We start from the raw sequence: 20,026 nt of genomic DNA on the forward strand, positions 1-20,026 counted from the left end.
GCGTTTGATGAAAAGGGACGGTCCCTTCTCGTCGCCCAGGAGGCATAGATGTTCGACAAGATTCTCATTGCGAACCGCGGGGAGATCGCTGTCCGCGTGATTCGCGCGTGCAAGGAGATGGGCGTCAAGACCGTGGCGGTGTACTCCACGGCGGACGCCGAGGCCCTCCACGTGGCCCTCGCCGACGAGGCCTACTGCATCGGCGGGCCGCGCCCCGCGGACTCCTACCTCAACGAGGACGCCATCCTCACGGTGGCCCTTCAGTCCGGCGCCAAGGCCATCCACCCGGGCTACGGGTTCTTCTCGGAGAACTCGCACTTCGCCCGCGAGTGCAAGGAGTGCGGCCTCGTCTTCATAGGACCGGACCCCGACGTCATCGACCGCATGGGCGACAAGGACAACGCCCGCCGCACCGCCCGCGACGCCGGCGTGCCCATCGTCCCGGGCTGCGACCTGCTCAAGACCCCGGAGGAGGCCGTGGCCGAGGCCGGGCGCATCGGCTGCCCCGTGCTCATCAAGGCCCGCTCCGGCGGCGGCGGTCGCGGCATCCGCAAGGTCGAGAGCCCCGAGGACGCCGGCAAGGCCTTCACCGAGGCCCACGCCGAGGCCGAGGCCGCCTTTGGCGACGGCGAGTGCTACATGGAGAAGTTCGTCTCGCCGGCGCACCACGTTGAGGTGCAGGTCCTGGCGGACGCGCACGGCAACGTGGTCTCCCTCGGCGAGCGCGAGTGCTCCGTGCAGCGCCGCAACCAGAAGCTCATCGAGGAGAGCCCCGCGCCCTGCCTGGACGCGCACCCCGGCGTGCGCGAGAGCATGCACAAGGCCGCCCGCGACCTCACGCGCGCGGTGGGCTACGTGGGCGTGGGCACGATCGAGTTCCTCTTTGCGGACGACGGCAGCTTCTACTTCATGGAGATGAACACGCGCCTGCAGGTGGAGCACCCCGTCACCGAGTTCGTGAGCGGCATCGACCTCGTGAAGTGGCAGCTGCGCGTGGCCTCCGGCTCCGAGCTTCCCTTCACGCAGGACGACATCGCCATCGCCAACCACGCCATCGAGTGCCGCATCAACGCGGAGACCCCCGACTTCCTCCCGTCCTGCGGGGACATCACCATGCTGCACGTCCCGGGAGGCCCGCAGGTGCGCTTTGACTCCGCGCTCTACGTGGGGGCGGTCGTGCCGCCCTACTACGACTCGCTGCTGGGCAAGCTCATCGTGTGCTCCTCCACGCGCGAGGAGACCATCCGCAAGATGCGCTCCGCCCTCGGCGAGCTCGTGATCGACGGCGTGGCGGAGAACAGCGAGCTTCACCTCGACATCCTCTCCAACCCCGAGTTCGTCTCGGGCAACTACCACACCAACCTGATGGAGCACCTCTATGAGTAAGCGGGAGAAGAGCGTCAACGCGCTCGAGGGTCCGGTCACGGAGATATCCGCCGAGTTCCCCGAGCGCCACATCCTCGTCAAGTGCCCCGGCTGCAAGCGCGTCATCGAGCAGGCGAAGTTTGCCGAGAACCTCGACGTCTGCCCGCGCTGCGGACGCCACCTGCGCGTCTCCGGGCGCAAGCGCATGCGCATCACCGTTGACGCGGGGAGCTTCGAGGAGTGGGACGCCGCTCTTGCCGCCACGGACTTCCTCGAGTTCCCCGGCTACGCGGAGAAGCTCGCGGACGCTCGCGAGAAGAGCCATGAGAACGACGCCGTGGTCTGCGGCCGCGGCACGATAGGGGGCCACGAGGCCGCGCTCTTCTTCATGAACGCGGACTTCATGATGGGCTCCATGGGCTCGGTCGTGGGCGAGAAGATCTGCCGCACCTTCGAGCGCGCCACGGAGCTCGGCCTGCCCGTCGTGGGCTTCACCGTCTCCGGCGGCGCCCGCATGCAGGAGGGCACGACCTCCCTCATGCAGATGGCCAAGGTCTCCGCGGCGGTCCGCCGCCACTCCGAGGCCGGCCTGCTCTACCTCACCGTCCTCACCGACCCCACCACCGGTGGCGTCACGGCGAGCTTTGCCATGGAGGGCGACGTCATCCTGGCCGAGCCCGGCGCGCTCGTGGCCTTTGCCGGCCCGCGCGTCATCGAGCAGACCACCCACAAGCGCCTGCCCGCCGGCTTCCAGCGCTCGGAGTTCCTCGTGGAGCACGGCTTCTGCGACCTCATCGTGGAGCGCAAGGACATGGTCGCCACCATCTCCGAGCTTCTCGCCCTGCACGAGGGCAAGGTCCCCGGCCCCCTCGCGCCCCACAGGCTCACCCACGAGGAGCCCCGCGGCCGTCGCGGCAACAGGCCCAAGCGCGTCCAGGAGCCCGCGGGCGCCTACGACATCGTCAAGCTCACGCGCTCCGCGGACCGCGCCACCGCGCTCGAGCTCATCGAGCGCTCGCTCGACGGCTTCGTGGAGCTCCACGGAGACCGCCTCTACGCGGACGACCCCGCCATCGTGGCCGGCATCGGCTGGAAGGGCGACCGCGTGCTCACGGTCGTGGCCATCGAGCGCGGCAACTCCACCAAGGAGCGCGTGCGCCGCAACTTTGGCATGGCGCACCCCGAGGGCTACCGCAAGGCCCAGCGCCTCATGCGCCAGGCCGAGAAGTTCGGCCGCCCCGTGCTCTGCCTCGTGGACACCTCGGGCGCGTACTGCGGCATTGGCGCCGAGGAGCGCGGCCAGGGCGAGGCCATTGCCTCGAGCCTCGTGGAGATGAGCGGCCTTGCCACCCCCATCGTGAGCGTCATCGTGGGGGAGGGCGGCTCGGGCGGCGCGCTCGCGCTCGCCGTGGCCGACCGCATCCTCATGCTCGGGAGCGCCGCGTACTCCGTGGTGAGCCCCGAAGGCTGCGCCTCGATTCTCTGGAAGGACACCAAGCGTGCGGACGAGGCGGCGGAGGCGCTGCGCATCACCGCGTCCGACCTCGCCGAGCTGGGCCTCGCGGACGCCGTGGTGCCCGACCTCGGGCTCACGCACGCAGAGATCGCCCACGACCTCATGCGCGAGGTCGAGCTCGCGCTCGACGAGCTCACCGGGCTCACTGCCGAGGAGCTCGTCTCCCGGCGCTACGACAAGTTCCGTGCGATGGGAGGAAATCGCATATGCTCGCGATAGTTACCGACTCCACCTGTGGCCTCACGAGGGTCGAGGCGGCAGAGCTCGGCGTTGATGTCATCCCCATGAGCTACACCGTCGACGCCACCTGGTACGAGGAGGGCTTCGTCGGAGAGAACGGCGACTACGCCGAGCTCTTCTCGGCAAGCCGCCACGTTGCCACGCACGCGGTCCGCACCGCCTCCTTCGAGAAGGCGATTCGCGCGCACCTGGACAAGGGCGACGAGGTTCTGTGCGTCACCATCTCCTCGCGCCTGTCCGGCGCGTTCCGCAGCGCCGAGGACGCCGCCACCCACGTCTCGAGCGGTAACGTGGCCGTGCTCGACTCCTGGGTCACCGCCGGTGCGCTCGAGTTTCTCGTTCGTCGCGCCCGGGCGCTCGCCAACGGCGGCTGCCCGCTCGACGAGGTGGTCGAGGACCTCACCAAGATCCGCATGGACACCCGCATCGTCTTCAGCGTGCCGGACATGGCCGCCCTCTCCCGGAGCGGCAGGCTCGGCGCCATCCGCCGCGCGGTTGCCACCAAGCTCAACCGCTACCCGGTGATGGCGCTCTCCGAGGGCGGCATCGTGCAGCTCGCGGACGGGCGCGGCGCGCGCGGCATGGCCGCCGCGATGGCCGAGCAGGTGCCCGACGACACCACGGACCTCATCGTCTCCCACTTCGGCCCCCGCGGGCCCGAGGCGCGCGAGGTCTTCCTCGCCGCGCGCTCCCGCTTCCCCGAGGCGCACATCCGCGTGAAGGACGGGGGCCCGGTCCTGGCCGAGCACCTCGGCCTCGGAGCCGTGGGCCTCTCCTGGGCGTAGGGCCCCAGTCGCGGCGCCCGGCCCGCGGGGACCCGGCCCGCACTTCTCGCTATCGCCCGAGAGCCTGCCCGCACTTCTCGGTTTGCGGCATCAGGTGCGGCCCGGCCCGCACTCCTGGCGGGCACTTGAGCGTATCGCTGGGGTGGCAGCCCGCACTCAGTGAGAATAACGCGTCATGAAGGCCGCACTTCTTGAGTGCGGCTGAGGGGTGCGAGCGGGCTCTCGGGAGAGGCCGAGAAGTGCGGGCGGCCCCCCGCAAGATGGCGAGAAGTGCGCCCCGCTGCCAGGTCGCCCCTTCTGCGTGAACATACCGTGAAGGATGGATACGCCCGGGTCCGTGGCGTTTTGACAACAGCCACCCTCCGGCGTAAAGTTCATCGTCGCGTCAATCCGGGGCAGAGGTGCTGCTCGGCCCTTGAATACAACAAACAGGCACGTTGATAGGTATAGAAGGAGAGAGCTTTGCCTACTATTAACCAGCTGGTTCGCAACGGGCGCATGAGCGTCAAGTCCAAGTCCAAGAACGCAGCCCTGCAGCACAACCCCCAGAAGCGCGGCGTGTGCACCCGCGTCTTCACCACCACCCCCAAGAAGCCGAACTCCGCCCTTCGCAAGGTCGCCCGTGTGCGCCTCGTGAACGGCATCGAGGTCACCGCCTACATCCCCGGCGAGGGCCACAACCTCCAGGAGCACTCCATCGTGCTCATCCGCGGCGGCCGCGTGCGTGACCTCCCCGGTGTCCGCTACAAGATCATCCGTGGCGCCTACGACTGCGCCGCCGTCCAGAACCGCCAGAAGGCCCGTTCTCGCTACGGCACCAAGCGCCCGAAGTAGAACCACGTAACAGCTTCCAAGATCTGAGGAGATAGAACATGCCGCGTCGTGCATCCAAGACTCATCGCCGCGAGATTCAGCCGGACGCCGTCTACAACAACCGTCTCGTCTCGCAGCTCATCAACAAGGTCCTTCTTGATGGCAAGAAGGCCACCGCGGAGCGCATCGTCTACGGTGCCTTCGACATCGTTGCCGAGAAGTCCGGCGAGGACGCCCTGACCGTCTTCAAGAAGGCCATGGACAACATTCGCCCGACCCTCGAGGTCAAGCCCAAGCGCGTCGGTGGCGCCACCTACCAGGTGCCCATGGAGGTCAACTCCCGTCGTGCCACCCAGCTCGCCATCCGCTGGATGGTCAACTTCTCCCGTGCCCGCAAGGAGAAGACCATGGCCGAGCGTCTTGCCAACGAGATCCTCGACGCCTCCAACGGCGTGGGCGCTTCCGTGAAGCGTCGCGAGGACCTCTTCAAGATGGCCGAGGCCAACCGCGCCTTCTCTCACTACCGCTTCTAGTCCGCGAGACCGAGGAGAAGCCACATGGCAAAGGTTAAGTACAAGCTCGAGGACCTCCGCAACATCGGCATCATGGCTCACATCGACGCCGGTAAGACCACCACGACGGAGCGCATCCTCTACTACACCGGCAAGACCCACAAGATCGGTGAGGTCCACGATGGCGCCGCCACCATGGACTGGATGGTTCAGGAGCAGGAGCGCGGCGTTACCATCACCTCCGCCGCCACCACGTGCTTCTGGAAGGACCACGTCATCCAGATCATCGACACCCCGGGTCACGTCGACTTCACCTCCGAGGTCGAGCGCTGCCTGCGCGTCCTCGACGGCGCGGTCGCGGTCTTCGACGCCGTCGCCGGCGTCCAGCCGCAGTCCGAGACCGTCTGGCGTCAGGCCACGACCTACGGCGTCCCCCGCATCGCCTTCATCAACAAGTTCGACCGCGTGGGCGCTGACTTCTTCCACGCCATCGACACCATGAAGGACCGTCTGCACGCCAACGCCGTTGCCGCGCAGATCCCCATGGGCGCCGAGTCCAACTTCTGGGGCCTCATCGACCTGGTCACCATGACCGCGTGGGACTTCAAGGAGGACTCCAAGGGCATGATCTACCCCGAGCCCATGGACGCCATCCCCGATGAGTTCATGGACCTCGCCCAGGAGAAGCGCGAGGAGCTGCTCGACGCCGCCTCTAACTTCTCCGACGAGATCATGGAGGCTGTGCTCGAGGAGGCCGAGATCTCCGTCGACGACCTCAAGGCCGCTCTGCGCAAGGGCGTCATCGACGGCGAGCTCAACCTCGTCTTCGTTGGCTCCGCCTACAAGAACAAGGGCATCCAGGAGCTCCTCGACGCCGTCGTGGACTACCTCCCCAGCCCGCTCGACGTCGCCGAGATCGACGGCACCAACCTCAAGGGTGAGCCCGAGGTCCGTCACGCCGACCCGAAGGAGCCCTTCGCGGCCCTCGCCTTCAAGATCATGACCGACCCCTACGTCGGCAAGCTCACCTACATCCGCGTCTACTCCGGCCAGGCCGAGGCGGGCTCCTACGTCTACAACTCGGTTAAGGACAACCGCGAGCGTCTGGGCCGCATCCTCGAGATGAACGCCAACGAGCGCGTCGACCGCGAGAACTGCTCCGCCGGCGACATCGTCGCCTGCGTCGGCCTCAAGAACACCACCACCGGTGAGACCCTCTGCGACGAGAAGCACCCCGTGATCCTCGAGTCCATCGAGTTCGCCACGCCGGTCATCTCCGTCGCCGTTGAGCCCAAGACCAAGGCCGAGCAGGACAAGATGTCCGTGGGCCTGGCCAAGCTCGCCGAGGAGGACCCGACCTTCCAGGTCCACACCGACCACGAGACCGGTCAGACCATCATCTCCGGCATGGGCGAGCTTCACCTCGAGATCATCGTCGACCGTCTGCGTCGCGAGTTCAAGGTCGACTGCAACGTCGGCAAGCCGCAGGTCGCCTACCGCGAGACCGCCGGCAAGGCCGTCGCGCACGCGGAGGGCAAGTTCGTCCGCCAGTCCGGCGGCCGCGGCCAGTACGGCCACGCCGTCATCGACATGGAGCCCAACGAGCCGGGCAAGGGCTACGAGTTCGAGAACGCCATCGTCGGTGGCGTCATCCCGAAGGAGTACATCCCCTCCATCGACAAGGGCATCCAGGAGGCGCTCGAGAGCGGCGTCGTCGCCGGTTACCCGGTCGTCGACATCAAGGTCAAGCTGATTGATGGCTCCTACCACGAGGTCGACTCCTCCGAGGCCGCCTTCAAGATCGCCGGCTCCATGGCCATCAAGGACGCCCTCAAGAAGTCCGACCCCGTTCTTCTCGAGCCGATCGAGCAGGTCGAGGTCGAGACGCCCGAGCAGTACATGGGCGACGTCATGGGCAACCTCTCCTCCCGCCGCGGCAAGATCGAGGGCATGGAGGACCGTCGCGACACCAAGGTCATCAAGGCCAAGGTGCCCCTGGGCGAGATGTTCGGCTACGCCACCGACCTTCGCTCCCAGACGCAGGGCCGCGCGAGCTACACCATGCAGTTCGACTCCTACGAGGCCGTGCCGAAGGCCATCCGTGACGAGATCGTCGCCAAGAACGGCGGCAACGCTTCCTAGTTAACGACCACGAGCCCTAGCTCATTTGGAGGTACAAAGTGTCAAGCCAGAAGATCAGGATTCGCCTCAAGGGCTACGATCACGAGGTCGTTGATCAGTCCGCGAAGCTCATCGTCGACACCGCCCAGAAGACCGGTGCCCGCGTGTCCGGCCCCATCCCCCTGCCCACCGAGCGCAACCTCTACACGGTCATCCGCTCGCCGCACAAGGACAAGGACTCCCGCGAGCAGTTCGAGATGCGCACCCACAAGCGCCTCATCGACATCCTCGACCCCTCGCCCTCCACGGTCGACTCGCTCATGCGTCTTGACCTCCCGGCCGGCGTTGACATCGAGATCAAGCTCTAGGCCGTAAGTTCTCAGCAGTGGGGAGGCCCCCGACCCTGTATGCGGAAGTGCACATCGTGAAACTTCCGCTTAGCAGGGTCGGGGCCTCTGCTATTGAAGCAACGGGTCCAACCGTTTGAGCGCGATGAATGTTTCGCGGCTGGTCCTATGCTCCGACTTGCGTTGAATGCGCACTGACCGCACGCTAGTATGGCGAGAAGAACGGCGTTGTCGGAGGTGACATCCCCATGAATATCGTCTGCCTGGACCTTGAGGGCGTGCTGGTGCCGGAGATCTGGATCGCGTTTGCGGAGGAGTCCGGCATCCCCGAGCTGCGTCGCACCACGCGAGACGAGCCGGACTACGACAGGCTCATGGCCTATCGCCTTGAGATCCTGCGCGAGCGCGGGCTGGGGCTGCCGCAGATCCAGGAGACCATCTCCCGCATAGACCCGCTGCCCGGCGCGCGCGAGTTTCTCGATGCGCTGCGCGAGCGCACGCAGGTCGTCATCTTGAGCGACACCTTCGAGGAGTTCGCGCGTCCCCTCATGGCCAAGCTCGGATGGCCCACGCTGCTCTGCAACTCCCTTGAGGTGGCACCCGACGGCGAGATTCTCCGTCATCTCATGCGCTGCGAGAACTCCAAGCTCACTACCGTGCGCGCCCTCCAGTCCTGCGGGTACGAGACCATAGCCGCCGGGGACTCCTTCAACGACCTCGCCATGATCCGCGCCGGCAAGGCGGGCTTCCTCTTTAGGAGCACGGCCGCCATCTGCGAGGCAAACTCGGACGTCCCCGCCTATGACGGCTACGACGAGCTTCTCGCGGCCATCACGGGGGCGCTCTAGGATGCCCGCGCTCTATCTGCTGAGGCACGGGCAGACCCAGTACAACCTCGAGCACCGCGTGCAGGGGCACTGTGACTCGCCGCTCACGGAGCTTGGCATCGCGCAGGCACGTGCGGCCGGCGCCTGGCTAGCCGCCCAGGGCGCGAGCTTCGAGAGGGTCTTCTCGTCGCCGCTCGGTCGGGCGCTCGCGACGGCCGAGGTGGCGCGAGAGGAGCTGCTTGCCGCCGGGCTTCCTGCGCCTCGGGTCGAGCCGGTGGACGGTCTCATCGAGCGGAGCTACGGCCCCTTCGAGGGCGGTCCTGCCGCGGACGTTCCCGCCGAGCTCTGGGACCCCGGAGAGACGCTCGTGCCCTACGGCGGAGAGGGGAGCGCCGCCCTGCGCGAGCGCATCGTGGATACGCTCACCAAACTCATGCTGTCGTCTGATGCCAAGAACGTGCTCGCGGTGAGCCACGGCTCCGCCACCCTGCAGTTCAAGCTGGCGTGGGAGCACCTTGCCCGTTGCGAACAGGACGTTCACCTCGGCAACTGCTGCGTGCTCGTCTACGGCTTCGACCGTTCTTCTCGCCAGTTTGTCTGCGAGAAGATCGTGAACCAGACGGTGTAGGGGAGACATTCTCGCTCCTGCGGCTGAACGAGTGCGGCCCAGGCCGCACTCATAAGTGCGGTCGAGAAGTGCGGCCGTTTTTGGGCGATCTGCTCCTCAGGTGCGTCCGCCCTCTCGCGTGATACCCTCAAGTGCGGCGAACGAGTGCGGCTGGGACCGCACTCAATGCAAAGTCCAAGAAGTGAAACTGCCACCGAGAAGATCGTGAACCAGAACCTTTGATTGCACAAAAGGGGACGTGCCTGAAACATGCAAGGATTTGCATATTTCAGGCACGTCCCCTTTTGTGCAAGAGGATGGATACGCCCGGGAGCGCGGAAACTCGAGCCGCAGCTCAGAGCACACAAAACTTTTGCGTAGACATTGTGAATTCACCTGAGGGCGTGTAGACTAGACAGGCTGCGCTATTGGGGAGAGCTGTGTCTTGACCTGGTGGGCGGCAGATACAGGACGTGGTCCGCTGGGGAGGGGCAAAGGGTGCCCCAAAGGTCCCATGACCACCGAGGGTTAGGAAAGAGCATGGTCAGCACGATCCTTGGCCGCAAGCTTGGGATGACGCAGATCTGGGACGAGAACGACAACGTCGTGCCCGTCACCGTCATCCAGGCTGGCCCCTGCACCGTCTCGCAGGTCAAGACGAAGGCGACCGACGGCTACGACGCCGTTCAGATCGGCTTCGGAGACATCTCCGCCAAGCACGTCAACAAGCCCATGGCCGGGCACTTTGCCAAGGCCGGCGTCGAGCCCATGCGCTACCTGCGCGAGGTTCGCGTTGAGAACGGCGAGGAGCACCACACCGGCGACGTCGTGACCGTCGCTGACTTCGCCGAGGTCAAGGCCGTCGACGTCATCGGCACCTCCAAGGGCAAGGGCTTCCAGGGCACCGTCAAGCGCTGGAACTTCTCCCGTGGCCCCATGACCCACGGCTCCCGCAACCAGCGCCGTCCGGGTTCCATCGGCCAGTGCGCCTATCCCGCTCGCGTCCGCAAGGGCCTGCACATGTACGGCCACATGGGCGACGAGCGCGTCACGGTGAAGAACCTCAAGCTCGTTCGCGTTGACGCCGAGCAGAACCTCATGCTCATCAAGGGCGCTGTCCCCGGCGGCAAGAACGCTCTCGTCCAGGTCCGCATGGCCTAAGTGCCAGGAAATCTCTTAGGCTAACAAGGAGGACAGAATGTCCAAGTACGCTATCAAGAACGCTGAGGGGGCCCAGGTCACCGAGACCGAGCTCGCTGACGGCGTCTTCGGCATCGAGCCGAACATCCCCTGCATCCACCAGGTCGTGACCTGCCAGGACGCCTGCCTGCGCCAGGGCACCCACTCCGTCAAGAACCGCCACGAGGTCTCCGGCGGCGGCGTCAAGCCCTATCGCCAGAAGGGCACCGGCCGCGCTCGTCAGGGCTCCATCCGCGCTGGTCAGTGGACCGGCGGCGGCGTGATCTTCGGGCCCACCCCGCGCAGCCACGCCAAGCGCATCAACAACAAGATGGTCAAGCTCGCCATGAGGTCCGTCCTCTCCGGCAAGGTCGCCGACCAGGAGCTCGTGCTCGTCGACGCCCTCTCCTTCGAGACGCCCTCCACCAAGCAGGCCAAGGCCCTTCTCGCCGCCCTCGGCATCGCCGAGAAGCGCGTGACCGTCGTGGTTCCCGATGACGACATCAACACCTACCTCTCCTTCCGCAACCTGGAGAAGGTCAACGTGATCGGCGTCTCCGAGGCCACCACCCGCTCCCTCATCGACAACGGCGCCCTCGTCATGACCGCCGACGTCGCGAAGCAGTTCGAGGAGGTGCTCGCATAATGAACTCCGTCTACAACGTGATCATTCGCCCGATCGTCTCCGAGCGTTCCTTCGACCTCATGGAGCAGGGCAAGTACACCTTCGAGGTTGCCAAGAACGCCCCGAAGGAGGAGATCGCCGACGCCGTGGAGAAGCTCTTCAACGTGCACGTGGTCAAGGTCAACACCATGAACGTGTCCGGCAAGAAGAAGCGCGTCCGCTATCAGACGCCCGGCACCACGCGCTCCTGGAAGAAGGCCGTCGTGACCCTCGCCGCCGGCGAGACGATCGAGATCTTCGGCAACCAGGCCGCCGAGTAGCAAGGCACCCCGCCCGCGCCTCCCACGGGAGGCTGGGCTCTTATGCCGCGCACGATGGATACGCGCGGTACCGTGGTAATCCGGTGTCGCCCGCCAATCCCTGAGCGGGTCGGCCAACGGAAGAAGAAGGGAAAGAAATGGCAGTCAAGCACCTCAAGCCCACGAGCGCCGGTCGGCGTTTCCAGACGGTCTCGGACTTCGCCGAGATCACCTGCACCACGCCCGAGAAGTCGCTCCTCGAGCCCCTGCCCAAGAAGGCCGGCCGCAACAACAACGGCCGCATCACCACCCGTCACCAGGGCGGTGGCCACAAGCGTCAGTACCGCAAGATCGACTTCAAGCGCCGCAAGGACGACGTCCCGGCCAAGGTCGCCACGATCGAGTACGACCCCAACCGCTCCGCCCGCATCGCGCTGCTCCACTACGTTGACGGCGCCAAGGCCTACATCCTGTGCCCCGAGGGCCTGCACGTGGGCGACACCGTCCTGTCCGGCACCAAGGACGTCGACATCAAGCCCGGCAACTGCATGCCGCTCTCCGAGATCCCCGTCGGCACCCTGGTTCACGCCGTCGAGTTCCAGCCCGGCAAGGGCGCCGCTATGGCCCGCGCCGCCGGCACGTCCGTCCAGCTCATGGGCAAGGACAACGGCTACGCCGTCCTCCGCATGCCCTCCTCCGAGCTTCGCCGCGTCCTTCTCACCTGCCGCGCCACCATCGGCGAGGTGGGCAACGCCGACCACTCCAACATCGTCGTCGGCAAGGCCGGCCGCAGCCGCTGGGCCGGCGTCCGCCCGACCGTCCGTGGTACCGTCATGAACCCGGTCGACCACCCGCACGGCGGCGGCGAGGGCAAGAACCACACCTCCGGTCGTCCCTCCGTCACCCCGTGGGGCAAGCCGACGAAGGGCTACAAGACGCGCGACCCGAAGAAGGGCTCCAACCGTCTGATCATCCGTCGCCGCAAGTCCAAGTAGTAGCAACACGAGTAGTAGGAGATAGAAAGCATGAGCAGAAGTCTCAAGAAGGGCCCGTTCGTGGAGACTCGCCTCCTCGCGCGTGTCGCCGCTCAGAACGAGGCCGGCACCAAGGAGGTCATCAAGACCTGGTCGCGCTCCTCGACCATCTTCCCGGAGATGGTGGGCCACACGATCGCCGTTCACGACGGCCGCAAGCACGTGCCCGTGTACGTCACCGAGTCCATGGTCGGGCACAAGCTGGGCGAGTTCGCCCCCACCCGCACCTTCCGTGGTCACAAGGAAAAGTAGGGGGTAGGGAGTTAACATGCCTCAGAACACCAACACCAACGAGGTCCGCGCGACGGCCAAGTACGTCCGCGTTGCCCCTCGCAAGGCCCGTGCCGTCGTCTCGCTGATCCGCAACCTCCCGGTTGCCAAGGCCCTCGAGGTCCTGCAGTTCTCCACCCGCGCCGCCTCCGTGGACGTGGCCAAGGTTCTGCGCTCCGCGATCGCCAACGCCGTCAACAACAACGGCCTGCGCGAGGACAACCTCGTCGTCAAGCTCGCCTACGTTGACGAGGGCCCCACGCTCAAGCGCATCCGTCCGCGCGCCAAGGGCTCCGCTTCCCGCATCAACAAGCGCATGAGCCACATCACCGTCGTCGTCGCTCCTCGAAAGGAGGCGTAGGGAAAGCATGGGTCACAAGGTTCAGCCTACTGGCTTCCGTCTCGGCATCACCGAGGAGTGGCGTTCCCGCTGGTACGCCGATAAGAACTACGCCGAGAACCTCGGCAACGATCTTGCCATCCGCAAGTATCTCGAGAAGCGCCTTGCCAAGGCCGCCCTTTCCCGCGTTGACATCGAGCGCGCCGGCGACAAGGTCAAGGTGACCATCTACACCGCCCGCCCGGGCATCGTCATTGGCAAGAAGGGCGCCGACATCGACGTCCTGCGCGCCGACCTCGAGAAGGTCGCCGGCGTGAGCAAGGGCCAGGTCGCCGTTGACGTCGTCGAGGTCAAGCGCCCCGAGCTCGACGCCAACCTCGTCGCCCAGTCCATCGCCGAGCAGCTCGAGCAGCGCGTTGCCTTCCGTCGCGCCATGCGCAAGGCCGTCCAGTCCGCCCGCAAGGCCGGCGCCAAGGGCATTCGTATCCAGTGCTCCGGCCGCCTCAATGGCGCCGAGATGGGCCGTCGCGAGTGGTACCGCGAGGGTCGCGTGCCCCTGCACACCCTGCGTGCCGTGATCGACTACGGCCAGTCCACCGCTCGCACCACCATGGGCGCCTGCGGCATCAAGGTTTGGATCTACCTCGGCGAGAAGCTCCCCGGCCAGCCCACGCCCCGTCCGGCGCTTGAGGGCTCCAGCCGTCCCCGTCGTGGTCGCAACGAGAGGAGGAACCGCTAATGCTCGCTCCTAAGCGCGTTCTTCACCGCAAGGTCCAGCGCGGCTCCATGAAGGGCCACGCCAAGGGCAATACTGAGCTGCACTTTGGCAGCTATGGCATCCAGGCCCTCGAGGCCCACTGGATCACCAACCGCCAGATCGAGGCCTGCCGTGTCGCCATGACCCGTTACATGAAGCGTGGCGGCAAGGTCTGGATCACCATCTTCCCGGACAAGCCCATCACCAAGAAGCCGGCTGAGACCCGCATGGGCTCCGGCAAGGGCAACCCCGAGGAGTGGGTGGCCGTGGTCAAGCCGGGCCGCATCATGTTCGAGATCGACGGCGTCGCCGACGAGGTCGCTCGTGAGGCTCTCCGTCTTGCTCAGCACAAGCTGCCCATCAAGACCAAGATCGTCGCCCGCACCGAGTCCGGCGAGGAGGCATAGCCACAATGAAGTACACCGAGATCAAGGCCATGAGCGACGACGAGCTCGCCAAGAAGCTGGAGGAGGGCCGCGCTGAGCTCTTCAACCTCCGCTTCCAGATGGCCACGAGCCAGCTTGACAACACGGCCCGCGTCAAGACCGTGAAGAAGGACATCGCGCGCGTCCTCACCGAGCAGCGCGCCCGTCAGATCGCTGCGGAGAAGTCCGCCGCGCAGAACTAGATCGCAGGAGAATGACTTATGGCTGAGACCGAGAAGAGGAACTCGCGCAAGGTCGTCACCGGGACGGTCGTCTCCATTTCTGGCGACAAGTCCATCACGGTGAAGATCGACTACCGCAAGCGTCACCCCAAGTACGGCAAGATGATGACCATCTCGAAGAAGCTCCACGCTCACGACGAGAAGAACGAGTGCGGCATCGGCGACCTCGTTACCGTCATGGAGACCCGCCCGCTGTCCAAGACCAAGCGTTGGCGTCTCGTGGAGATCGTCGAGCGCGCCAAGTAAGTATCAGTGACGAGCCCAACCCACGTGCGTCGCTCGCGTGGACGCACCTCTGGGTGGGCACACGTTCGGAGGAACACCAATGATTCAGATGGAGACCATGCTCAACGTCGCTGACAACAGCGGCGCCCGACGCGTGAAGTGCGTCAAGGTCCTCGGTGGCTCCAAGCGTCGCTACGCCGGCCTGGCCGACGTCATCATCGGCGCCGTTCAGGAGGCCACGCCTGGCGGACAGGTGAAGAAGGGCGACATCGTGCGCTGCGTCATCGTGCGCACCGTCAAGGAGACCCGCCGCAAGGACGGCAGCTACATCCGCTTCGACCAGAACGCCTGCGTCCTGGTCAACAAGGATGGCGAGCCCAAGGGCACCCGTATCTTCGGGCCCGTCGCCCGCGAGCTCCGCGACCACCGTTACATGAAGATCGTCTCGCTCGCGCCTGAGACGCTCTAGGGAGTGAGGACGAATGGCTAAGATGCATGTGAAGACCGGCGACAAGGTCGTCGTTCTCTCCGGTAAGGACAAGGGCAAGGAGGGCACCATCCTCCGCGCCAAGCCCGCTGAGGGCAAGGTCATCGTCGAGGGCGTCGCCGTTGCCAAGAAGGCCGTGCGCCCCAACGCCCAGAACCAGCAGGGCGGCATCATCGAGCAGGAGGCCTTCATCGACGCCTCCAACGTCATGCTCGTCTGCCCCACCTGCGGCAAGCCCACCCGCGTTGGCCACGACGTTGACGACGAGGGCAAGAAGGTCCGCGTCTGCAAGAAGTGCGGCGCCAAGTTCTAGGAGCTTGACCACATCGCAGTAGGGGAGCCCCCGGTATTCCTTCGAGAGGTGCGCTAAGCGAAACCTCTCTCCGGAATGCCGGGGGCTTTTCGTTGCGGGCGCAGGACTCTGGCTGCTGTTGCGGGTCCTGAGTCGGTTTTCGCCCCCGTTCCTACACTCTGATGCGTGTAAGAACGGGGGCGAAATCTTAGAAATGGTCGAGTTCGAGCCGGTTGTTACACTCTGCAGGGTGGAGTAACGCGGCGGGGCCGTCGGAGAAGCTAGCCCTCCGCGAGGTAGCTCTTGAGCTCGTCGAGGGACATGCCGGCGATGCCAAGGTCCTCGAGCGAGCGTCCGGTCTCCCAGCAGTCCTCCTCCAGAAGGACGCCGCCCAGGCTCACGAGGGAGTCCATGACCGGCGTTGCCACGCCCACGAGGTGCGCGAGCTTTGCCCAGGACGCGATGCCGTAGGGGATGTCCTCGGAGTAGTAGCGGTTCTTGAGGCTGTCCGGCCCCACGATCTTGGCGAAGTTGGGGTCGCTTGCGATGGCCACCTCGATGGAGTCGGTCTCCACGGCGCCGCCCACGCCATGCGCCGCGATGTCAGAGGCGTAGCCAAAGGCGTCGAGAAGGGCGATGCGCTCGGCGTCGACCGCGTCCGTGAGGCGCGCGACGCAGCTCGTGAAGCCCTCGGTGTAGAAGTGGAAGTCGCCCTTGGCGTACTCGATGCGGCCGGCGTTGAGGATGCAGCCGGGAACGTGGATGATGGGGTTCAGGCTGGAGAGCCCGCAGGCCACCACGCTCTCCACCGCCTCGATGCCCGGGAAGACGCCGTCGAGCTCGGCCATGACCTCGTCCGTCCTGGAGGCGGGCATGACGCCCACTTTGAGCGGGTCAAAGCGGCTCATGACGAGCGACTTACCGGGGCCGAGCAGGCGCGTTGCGTAGGGGAGGGTGTTGGTCTCGGCAACGGTCACACCCTCGACGCCGTGCTCGCGGAAGGCGCGCCAGAACATGAGGGAGCCAAAGGTGCCGGGGAGCACGACCACGATCTGTCCCGGACGGACGACCCCGGCGAGCTTCTCGGCATAGGCGCCGTGCGCGAAGGCGGGGACGGCAACCAGGATGAGCCTGACGTCGGAGATGGCGGCCTCGAGATCGCTCGTCACCATGGCGAGCTTGGCCGTGCCCTGACCCGCCGCGCCGGAGAGCTCGATGGTCCCGGTGTCAAAGACCGTCTGCATGTTGGGCGCAAAGCGCTCGTCCTCATAGAGATTGACCTCGTAGCCGCGCAGCGTGAGGTCTGCCGCCGCGGCGTGGGCGCCGTTGCCCCCGCCGAGCACCGCAATTCGTGCCATGAGAGTGCCTTTCTCCTCGTGTTGGGAATAGAGCCAAGGCTTTTTAACATGGGGTGACTTTTTTGGCGCGACCTATGGGGCGAGCGGCCGCAAGTAGTTGTTAAGCGGCATAGCTTGTTATGTCAGCGGGGAGCGGAGGAGTGGGGGCGGCCTCGAGGCCGCGAATGTGAACGTCCCGCGCATGTGAGCGACGGGCTGGAATTTCTGTGTGCGAAGGCATAAACTGTTTCCTTGCGTCTGTAGGTAGGGAGAGTTCTGCCTCGGTCGCATGACAAGGCTCCCGGATCGCCAACCCGGGAGGTACGAGGTTGGAAACCCCGTGCTGAGAACCCCAGGAGTTAAGGAGAAGGACATGGCAGACAAGTACGTCCCCCGTCTCAAGGAGCAGTATTTCGCCACCGTGCGTGACGAGCTCCAGAAGCAGTTCAACTACACCAACGTTCACCAGATCCCCAAGATCGAGAAGATCGTCGTGAACATGGGCGTCGGCGAGGCCGCCACGGACGCCAAGGCCATCGACGGCGCCGTTGCCGACCTGCGCGCCATCACCGGCCAGCAGCCGCTCGTGACCCACGCCCGCAAGTCCATCGCCACCTTCCACCTGCGCGCCGGCATGCCCATCGGCGCCAAGGTCACCCTCCGCGGCGACCGCATGTGGGAGTTCTTCGATCGCCTGATCTCCATCGCCATCCCGCGCATCCGCGACTTCCGCGGCATCTCCCCGAAGAGCTTCGACGGCCGTGGCAACTTCTCCATGGGCGTCACCGAGCAGCTCATCTTCCCGGAGATCGACTTCGACAAGATCGACCACACCCGCGGCATGGACATCACCATCGTGACCACCGCTCAGACCGACGAGGAGGGCAAGGCGCTGCTCAAGGCCTTCCACTTCCCGTTCAAGGCTGAGTAGGTCAAATATCAACACGGCGCCTCGGACACCCGGGGCGCCAGGATTGCACTGAAGGAGGATTTGTGGCTAAGACATCGATGATCGTCAAGGCTCAGCGCGAGCCGAAGTTCTCGACGCGCAAGCAGAACCGCTGCCAGCGTTGTGGGCGTCCCCACTCCGTCTATCGCAAGTTCGGCCTCTGCCGCGTCTGCTTCCGCGAGCTGGCGAGCAAGGGCGAGCTTCCTGGCGTCCGCAAGGCGAGCTGGTAGGACGCAAAGGGCTCTGACGCCCAGGCGCACGCTCCACGGGTGCGTGCGAACCGGGCACTCAGGTTCATCATTACCGAAGGAGAATGATCCATGAAGATCACTGATCCCATTTCTGACATGCTGACGCGCATCCGCAACGCGAACGCTGCCAACAAGCCGGAGGTCTCCATGCCTTCGACCAAGGTGCTCGTTGAGATCGCGCGCGTCATCTGCGAGGAGGGCTACATCGCGGGCTACGAGGTCGAGGACACGACCCCGCAGAAGACCCTGCACGTGACCCTCAAGTACGGCGCCCGTCACGCCAAGGTCATCCGCGGCATCCGCCGCATCTCCAAGCCGGGCCTTCGCATCTACACCACCGCTGAGAAGCTCCCGCGCGTCCTCGGTGGCCTCGGCACCGCCGTTATCTCCACTTCCAAGGGCATGATGTGCGACCGCGACGCCCGCAAGCAGGGCATCGGCGGCGAGGTCATCGCCTACATCTGGTAACTCTCGGCAGGAATGAAAGGAGACTGACGTGTCTCGTATTGGTAAGCAGCCTGTCCAGGTTCCCGCCGGAGTCACTGTGACAGTTGATGGCACCACCGTTACCGTCAAGGGCGGCAAGGGCGAGCTCACCCGCACCTTCTCCGACCTCGTCAAGATCGAGGAGGAGGGCGAGGAGCTCCACGTCGTGCGCGTTGACGAGTCCACCGCCTCCAACGCCCAGCAGGGCCTCACCCGCACCCTTCTTCACAACATGGTCATCGGCGTCTCCGAGGGCTTCGAGAAGAAGCTCGAGCTCACCGGCGTCGGCTACCGTGCCACGCTCAAGGGCAAGGACCTCGACCTCTCCCTGGGCTACTCTCACCCCGTGATCTACGTCGCTCCCGAGAACATCACGTTCGAGGTGCCCGACAACACGCACATCAACGTGAAGGGCATCTCCAAGGAGCAGGTCGGCCAGGTCGCCGCTGAGATTCGCATGAAGCGTCCTCCCGAGCCTTACAAGGGCAAGGGCATCCACTACGTTGGCGAGCACATCCGCAGGAAGCTCGGCAAGGCCGCCAAGTAGCCATAGGGCTGGTACAAGACCATCACCCCGTCAGGTGGTGGCACGTCTAAGGAGAAGGAATGAACAAGCAGCAGGCGAAGAAGGCCGGTCTCAAGCGCCGCGAGCGCCGCGTCCGCGCCAAGATCTTCGGCACCGCTGAGCGCCCGCGCCTCAGCGTGCACCGCACCAACGCAAACATCTACGCTCAGGTCATCGACGACGCCGACGGCAAGACCATCTGCTCTGCCTCGACCCTCGACCCCGAGTTCCGCGCCACGGGCAAGATCGGCTCCAACAAGGAGGCCGCCGAGTTCGTTGGCGAGCTCGTGGGCAAGCGTGCCGTCGAGAAGGGCGTCACCACGGTCACCTTCGACCGCGGTGGTCGCATCTATCACGGCCGTGTCAAGGCTCTGGCAGACGGTGCCCGCAACGCGGGCCTGAAGTTCTAGGAGGATTCAATGGCACGAGATCGTAAGCGCCAGCAGGACACGGATCTTCAGGAGCGCGTCGTCTACATCCACCGCGTCTCCAAGACCGTCAAGGGCGGCCGTCGCATGTCCCTCGTGGCCCTCGTGGCCGTGGGTGACGGCAAGGGCAACGTGGGCCTTGGCATGGGCAAGTCCGCCGAGGTGCCCCTGGCCATCCAGAAGGGCATCGAGGACGCCAAGAAGAACATGTTCAAGGTGCCCGTGACCGAGCACGGCACGATTCCGCACACCGTCGAGGGCCACTACGGCGCCGGCCGCGTTCTCATCAAGCCGGCCATCGAGGGTACCGGCGTCATCGCCGGCGGCCCCGTGCGCCCGCTCTTCGAGCTCGCCGGCATCACCAACGTGCTCTCCAAGTCTCTCGGCACCAACAACGCGATGAACATCATCAAGGCCGCCGCCGAGGGCCTCAAGGAGCTCTCCAGCCCCGAGCAGGCCGCCGAGCGTCGCGGCATGACCGTCGGCGAGATGTTCTGCGGGAAGGAGAACTAACGATGGCTCAGTCCCTCAAGATCAAGCTCGTGCGCAGCGCCGTGGCCTCCGTCAAGAAGGACCAGACGGCCACCTGCCGCGCCCTCGGCCTCCGCAAGATCGGCGACGTCGTCGAGCAGCCGGACAACCCGAGCATCCGTGGAATGATCTTCAAGGTCAAGCACCTTGTCACTGTGGAAGAGAACTAGG

The 20,026-nt window shown here is 65.5% G+C and carries 29 protein-coding genes; 28 read left to right on the plus strand and 1 reads right to left on the minus strand.

Features of this window, described 5'->3' with window-relative positions; genetic code table 11:
• The first annotated feature begins 48 nt into the window (after positions 1–48).
• From accC to rplX, 21 genes are all read left to right on the plus strand, one after another.
• The gene (gene accC / locus B5F79_RS05400) at positions 49–1,386 is read left to right on the plus strand and encodes an acetyl-CoA carboxylase biotin carboxylase subunit (RefSeq protein ID WP_087218485.1); all 1,338 of its coding nucleotides are present in this window, start codon (positions 49–51) and stop codon (positions 1,384–1,386) included.
• Positions 1,379–3,100: an acetyl-CoA carboxylase, carboxyltransferase subunit beta gene (accD, locus tag B5F79_RS05405; RefSeq protein WP_087218488.1), complete on the plus strand. Its 1,722-nt coding sequence runs from the start codon at positions 1,379–1,381 to the stop codon at positions 3,098–3,100. The genes accC and accD overlap by 8 nt, the downstream gene beginning before the upstream one ends.
• Complete coding sequence (locus B5F79_RS05410; RefSeq protein ID WP_087218491.1) at positions 3,088–3,906, plus strand: DegV family protein; 819 nt, start codon at positions 3,088–3,090, stop codon at positions 3,904–3,906. The genes accD and B5F79_RS05410 overlap by 13 nt, the downstream gene beginning before the upstream one ends.
• Positions 3,907–4,368: 462 nt before the next feature.
• Positions 4,369–4,740 carry a 30S ribosomal protein S12 gene (gene rpsL, locus B5F79_RS05415; RefSeq protein ID WP_087218496.1) on the plus strand — a complete coding sequence of 124 codons (372 nt, stop codon included), beginning with the start codon at positions 4,369–4,371 and terminating at the stop codon, positions 4,738–4,740.
• 38 nt (positions 4,741–4,778) lie between these two features.
• On the plus strand, positions 4,779–5,252 hold the full coding sequence (gene rpsG, locus B5F79_RS05420; protein WP_087218500.1) for a 30S ribosomal protein S7: 474 nt from the start codon (positions 4,779–4,781) through the stop codon (positions 5,250–5,252).
• A gap of 24 nt (positions 5,253–5,276) precedes the next feature.
• A complete protein-coding gene (fusA, locus tag B5F79_RS05425; RefSeq protein ID WP_087218503.1) occupies positions 5,277–7,373 on the plus strand; it encodes an elongation factor G in 2,097 nt (698 codons plus the stop codon).
• A gap of 38 nt (positions 7,374–7,411) precedes the next feature.
• Entirely contained in the window at positions 7,412–7,720 is a 309-nt protein-coding gene (gene rpsJ / locus B5F79_RS05430; RefSeq protein WP_072374151.1) for a 30S ribosomal protein S10, read from the plus strand.
• Between the two features lie 227 nt (positions 7,721–7,947).
• Positions 7,948–8,547, plus strand: coding sequence for a bifunctional phosphoserine phosphatase/homoserine phosphotransferase ThrH (thrH, locus tag B5F79_RS05435; protein ID WP_087218506.1), 600 nt, complete (start codon positions 7,948–7,950; stop codon positions 8,545–8,547).
• A gap of 1 nt (position 8,548) precedes the next feature.
• Positions 8,549–9,154, plus strand: coding sequence for a histidine phosphatase family protein (locus B5F79_RS05440; protein ID WP_087218509.1), 606 nt, complete (start codon positions 8,549–8,551; stop codon positions 9,152–9,154).
• Between the two features lie 519 nt (positions 9,155–9,673).
• Complete coding sequence (gene rplC, locus B5F79_RS05445; protein WP_087218512.1) at positions 9,674–10,294, plus strand: 50S ribosomal protein L3; 621 nt, start codon at positions 9,674–9,676, stop codon at positions 10,292–10,294.
• Positions 10,295–10,331: 37 nt separating this feature from the next.
• Positions 10,332–10,958 (plus strand): 50S ribosomal protein L4, encoded by a 627-nt coding sequence (rplD, locus tag B5F79_RS05450; protein ID WP_087218515.1) that lies wholly within the window; start codon positions 10,332–10,334, stop codon positions 10,956–10,958.
• Positions 10,958–11,257, plus strand: a complete 300-nt coding sequence (gene rplW / locus B5F79_RS05455; RefSeq protein WP_087218518.1) for a 50S ribosomal protein L23 — start codon at positions 10,958–10,960, stop codon at positions 11,255–11,257. Before rplD ends, rplW begins: the two co-directional genes overlap by 1 nt.
• 137 nt (positions 11,258–11,394) lie before the next feature.
• The gene (gene rplB, locus B5F79_RS05460) at positions 11,395–12,231 is read left to right on the plus strand and encodes a 50S ribosomal protein L2 (protein ID WP_087218521.1); all 837 of its coding nucleotides are present in this window, start codon (positions 11,395–11,397) and stop codon (positions 12,229–12,231) included.
• A 30-nt stretch (positions 12,232–12,261) separates the two neighbouring features.
• The gene (rpsS, locus tag B5F79_RS05465) at positions 12,262–12,522 is read left to right on the plus strand and encodes a 30S ribosomal protein S19 (protein WP_072374173.1); all 261 of its coding nucleotides are present in this window, start codon (positions 12,262–12,264) and stop codon (positions 12,520–12,522) included.
• A gap of 16 nt (positions 12,523–12,538) precedes the next feature.
• On the plus strand, positions 12,539–12,901 hold the full coding sequence (rplV, locus tag B5F79_RS05470; protein ID WP_087218524.1) for a 50S ribosomal protein L22: 363 nt from the start codon (positions 12,539–12,541) through the stop codon (positions 12,899–12,901).
• Between the two features lie 7 nt (positions 12,902–12,908).
• Positions 12,909–13,619, plus strand: a complete 711-nt coding sequence (gene rpsC, locus B5F79_RS05475) for a 30S ribosomal protein S3 (RefSeq protein WP_087218527.1) — start codon at positions 12,909–12,911, stop codon at positions 13,617–13,619.
• The gene (gene rplP, locus B5F79_RS05480; RefSeq protein WP_087218530.1) at positions 13,619–14,044 is read left to right on the plus strand and encodes a 50S ribosomal protein L16; all 426 of its coding nucleotides are present in this window, start codon (positions 13,619–13,621) and stop codon (positions 14,042–14,044) included. The genes rpsC and rplP overlap by 1 nt, the downstream gene beginning before the upstream one ends.
• Positions 14,045–14,049: 5 nt before the next feature.
• Positions 14,050–14,265: a 50S ribosomal protein L29 gene (gene rpmC / locus B5F79_RS05485; RefSeq protein ID WP_087218533.1), complete on the plus strand. Its 216-nt coding sequence runs from the start codon at positions 14,050–14,052 to the stop codon at positions 14,263–14,265.
• Positions 14,266–14,283: 18 nt separating this feature from the next.
• Positions 14,284–14,550 carry a 30S ribosomal protein S17 gene (rpsQ, locus tag B5F79_RS05490; protein ID WP_087218536.1) on the plus strand — a complete coding sequence of 89 codons (267 nt, stop codon included), beginning with the start codon at positions 14,284–14,286 and terminating at the stop codon, positions 14,548–14,550.
• 79 nt (positions 14,551–14,629) lie between these two features.
• The gene (gene rplN / locus B5F79_RS05495; RefSeq protein ID WP_087218540.1) at positions 14,630–14,998 is read left to right on the plus strand and encodes a 50S ribosomal protein L14; all 369 of its coding nucleotides are present in this window, start codon (positions 14,630–14,632) and stop codon (positions 14,996–14,998) included.
• 13 nt (positions 14,999–15,011) lie between these two features.
• Positions 15,012–15,329 (plus strand): 50S ribosomal protein L24, encoded by a 318-nt coding sequence (gene rplX / locus B5F79_RS05500; protein ID WP_087218543.1) that lies wholly within the window; start codon positions 15,012–15,014, stop codon positions 15,327–15,329.
• A gap of 260 nt (positions 15,330–15,589) precedes the next feature.
• Here the strand turns inward: rplX and B5F79_RS05505 are convergent, their stop codons facing one another.
• Complete coding sequence (locus B5F79_RS05505; RefSeq protein WP_087218545.1) at positions 15,590–16,666, minus strand: NAD/NADP octopine/nopaline dehydrogenase family protein; 1,077 nt, start codon at positions 16,664–16,666, stop codon at positions 15,590–15,592.
• A 352-nt stretch (positions 16,667–17,018) separates the two neighbouring features.
• On the opposite strand from B5F79_RS05505, the gene rplE reads away from it, so the two are divergent.
• The 7 genes from rplE (at position 17,019) to rpmD (ending at position 20,025) form a co-directional block, all read left to right on the plus strand.
• Positions 17,019–17,576 (plus strand): 50S ribosomal protein L5, encoded by a 558-nt coding sequence (rplE, locus tag B5F79_RS05510; protein WP_072375478.1) that lies wholly within the window; start codon positions 17,019–17,021, stop codon positions 17,574–17,576.
• A gap of 62 nt (positions 17,577–17,638) precedes the next feature.
• Positions 17,639–17,824: a type Z 30S ribosomal protein S14 gene (locus B5F79_RS05515; protein WP_075279264.1), complete on the plus strand. Its 186-nt coding sequence runs from the start codon at positions 17,639–17,641 to the stop codon at positions 17,822–17,824.
• Positions 17,825–17,914: 90 nt separating this feature from the next.
• On the plus strand, positions 17,915–18,313 hold the full coding sequence (rpsH, locus tag B5F79_RS05520) for a 30S ribosomal protein S8 (protein WP_087218548.1): 399 nt from the start codon (positions 17,915–17,917) through the stop codon (positions 18,311–18,313).
• A gap of 28 nt (positions 18,314–18,341) precedes the next feature.
• Entirely contained in the window at positions 18,342–18,878 is a 537-nt protein-coding gene (gene rplF, locus B5F79_RS05525) for a 50S ribosomal protein L6 (RefSeq protein ID WP_087218551.1), read from the plus strand.
• Between the two features lie 59 nt (positions 18,879–18,937).
• Positions 18,938–19,306, plus strand: coding sequence for a 50S ribosomal protein L18 (gene rplR, locus B5F79_RS05530; RefSeq protein WP_075279267.1), 369 nt, complete (start codon positions 18,938–18,940; stop codon positions 19,304–19,306).
• 9 nt (positions 19,307–19,315) lie between these two features.
• On the plus strand, positions 19,316–19,837 hold the full coding sequence (rpsE, locus tag B5F79_RS05535) for a 30S ribosomal protein S5 (protein ID WP_087218554.1): 522 nt from the start codon (positions 19,316–19,318) through the stop codon (positions 19,835–19,837).
• Positions 19,838–19,839: 2 nt separating this feature from the next.
• Positions 19,840–20,025: a 50S ribosomal protein L30 gene (rpmD, locus tag B5F79_RS05540; RefSeq protein ID WP_075279269.1), complete on the plus strand. Its 186-nt coding sequence runs from the start codon at positions 19,840–19,842 to the stop codon at positions 20,023–20,025.
• Position 20,026 lies beyond the last annotated feature (1 nt).

Source organism: Olsenella sp. An285 (assembly GCF_002159625.1).
Taxonomy (GTDB): Bacteria; Actinomycetota; Coriobacteriia; order Coriobacteriales; family Atopobiaceae; genus Thermophilibacter; species Thermophilibacter avicola.

Coding starts and splice junctions, on each gene's coding strand:
- rplN (WP_087218540.1), top strand. CDS start 14,630: ATGATTCAGATGGAGACCATGCTCAACGTCGCTGACAACAGCGGCGCC.
- rpsH (WP_087218548.1), top strand. CDS start 17,915: ATGAAGATCACTGATCCCATTTCTGACATGCTGACGCGCATCCGCAAC.
- rplE (WP_072375478.1), top strand. CDS start 17,019: ATGGCAGACAAGTACGTCCCCCGTCTCAAGGAGCAGTATTTCGCCACC.
- thrH (WP_087218506.1), top strand. CDS start 7,948: ATGAATATCGTCTGCCTGGACCTTGAGGGCGTGCTGGTGCCGGAGATC.
- rplD (WP_087218515.1), top strand. CDS start 10,332: ATGTCCAAGTACGCTATCAAGAACGCTGAGGGGGCCCAGGTCACCGAG.
- fusA (WP_087218503.1), top strand. CDS start 5,277: ATGGCAAAGGTTAAGTACAAGCTCGAGGACCTCCGCAACATCGGCATC.
- B5F79_RS05410 (WP_087218491.1), top strand. CDS start 3,088: ATGCTCGCGATAGTTACCGACTCCACCTGTGGCCTCACGAGGGTCGAG.
- rpsC (WP_087218527.1), top strand. CDS start 12,909: ATGGGTCACAAGGTTCAGCCTACTGGCTTCCGTCTCGGCATCACCGAG.
- rplX (WP_087218543.1), top strand. CDS start 15,012: ATGGCTAAGATGCATGTGAAGACCGGCGACAAGGTCGTCGTTCTCTCC.
- B5F79_RS05505 (WP_087218545.1), bottom strand. CDS start 16,666: ATGGCACGAATTGCGGTGCTCGGCGGGGGCAACGGCGCCCACGCCGCG.
- B5F79_RS05440 (WP_087218509.1), top strand. CDS start 8,549: ATGCCCGCGCTCTATCTGCTGAGGCACGGGCAGACCCAGTACAACCTC.
- rplR (WP_075279267.1), top strand. CDS start 18,938: ATGAACAAGCAGCAGGCGAAGAAGGCCGGTCTCAAGCGCCGCGAGCGC.
- rpmD (WP_075279269.1), top strand. CDS start 19,840: ATGGCTCAGTCCCTCAAGATCAAGCTCGTGCGCAGCGCCGTGGCCTCC.
- accC (WP_087218485.1), top strand. CDS start 49: ATGTTCGACAAGATTCTCATTGCGAACCGCGGGGAGATCGCTGTCCGC.
- rplW (WP_087218518.1), top strand. CDS start 10,958: ATGAACTCCGTCTACAACGTGATCATTCGCCCGATCGTCTCCGAGCGT.
- rpsQ (WP_087218536.1), top strand. CDS start 14,284: ATGGCTGAGACCGAGAAGAGGAACTCGCGCAAGGTCGTCACCGGGACG.
- rpmC (WP_087218533.1), top strand. CDS start 14,050: ATGAAGTACACCGAGATCAAGGCCATGAGCGACGACGAGCTCGCCAAG.
- rplC (WP_087218512.1), top strand. CDS start 9,674: ATGGTCAGCACGATCCTTGGCCGCAAGCTTGGGATGACGCAGATCTGG.
- accD (WP_087218488.1), top strand. CDS start 1,379: ATGAGTAAGCGGGAGAAGAGCGTCAACGCGCTCGAGGGTCCGGTCACG.
- rpsS (WP_072374173.1), top strand. CDS start 12,262: ATGAGCAGAAGTCTCAAGAAGGGCCCGTTCGTGGAGACTCGCCTCCTC.
- rplB (WP_087218521.1), top strand. CDS start 11,395: ATGGCAGTCAAGCACCTCAAGCCCACGAGCGCCGGTCGGCGTTTCCAG.
- rpsE (WP_087218554.1), top strand. CDS start 19,316: ATGGCACGAGATCGTAAGCGCCAGCAGGACACGGATCTTCAGGAGCGC.
- rpsG (WP_087218500.1), top strand. CDS start 4,779: ATGCCGCGTCGTGCATCCAAGACTCATCGCCGCGAGATTCAGCCGGAC.
- rplV (WP_087218524.1), top strand. CDS start 12,539: ATGCCTCAGAACACCAACACCAACGAGGTCCGCGCGACGGCCAAGTAC.
- rplP (WP_087218530.1), top strand. CDS start 13,619: ATGCTCGCTCCTAAGCGCGTTCTTCACCGCAAGGTCCAGCGCGGCTCC.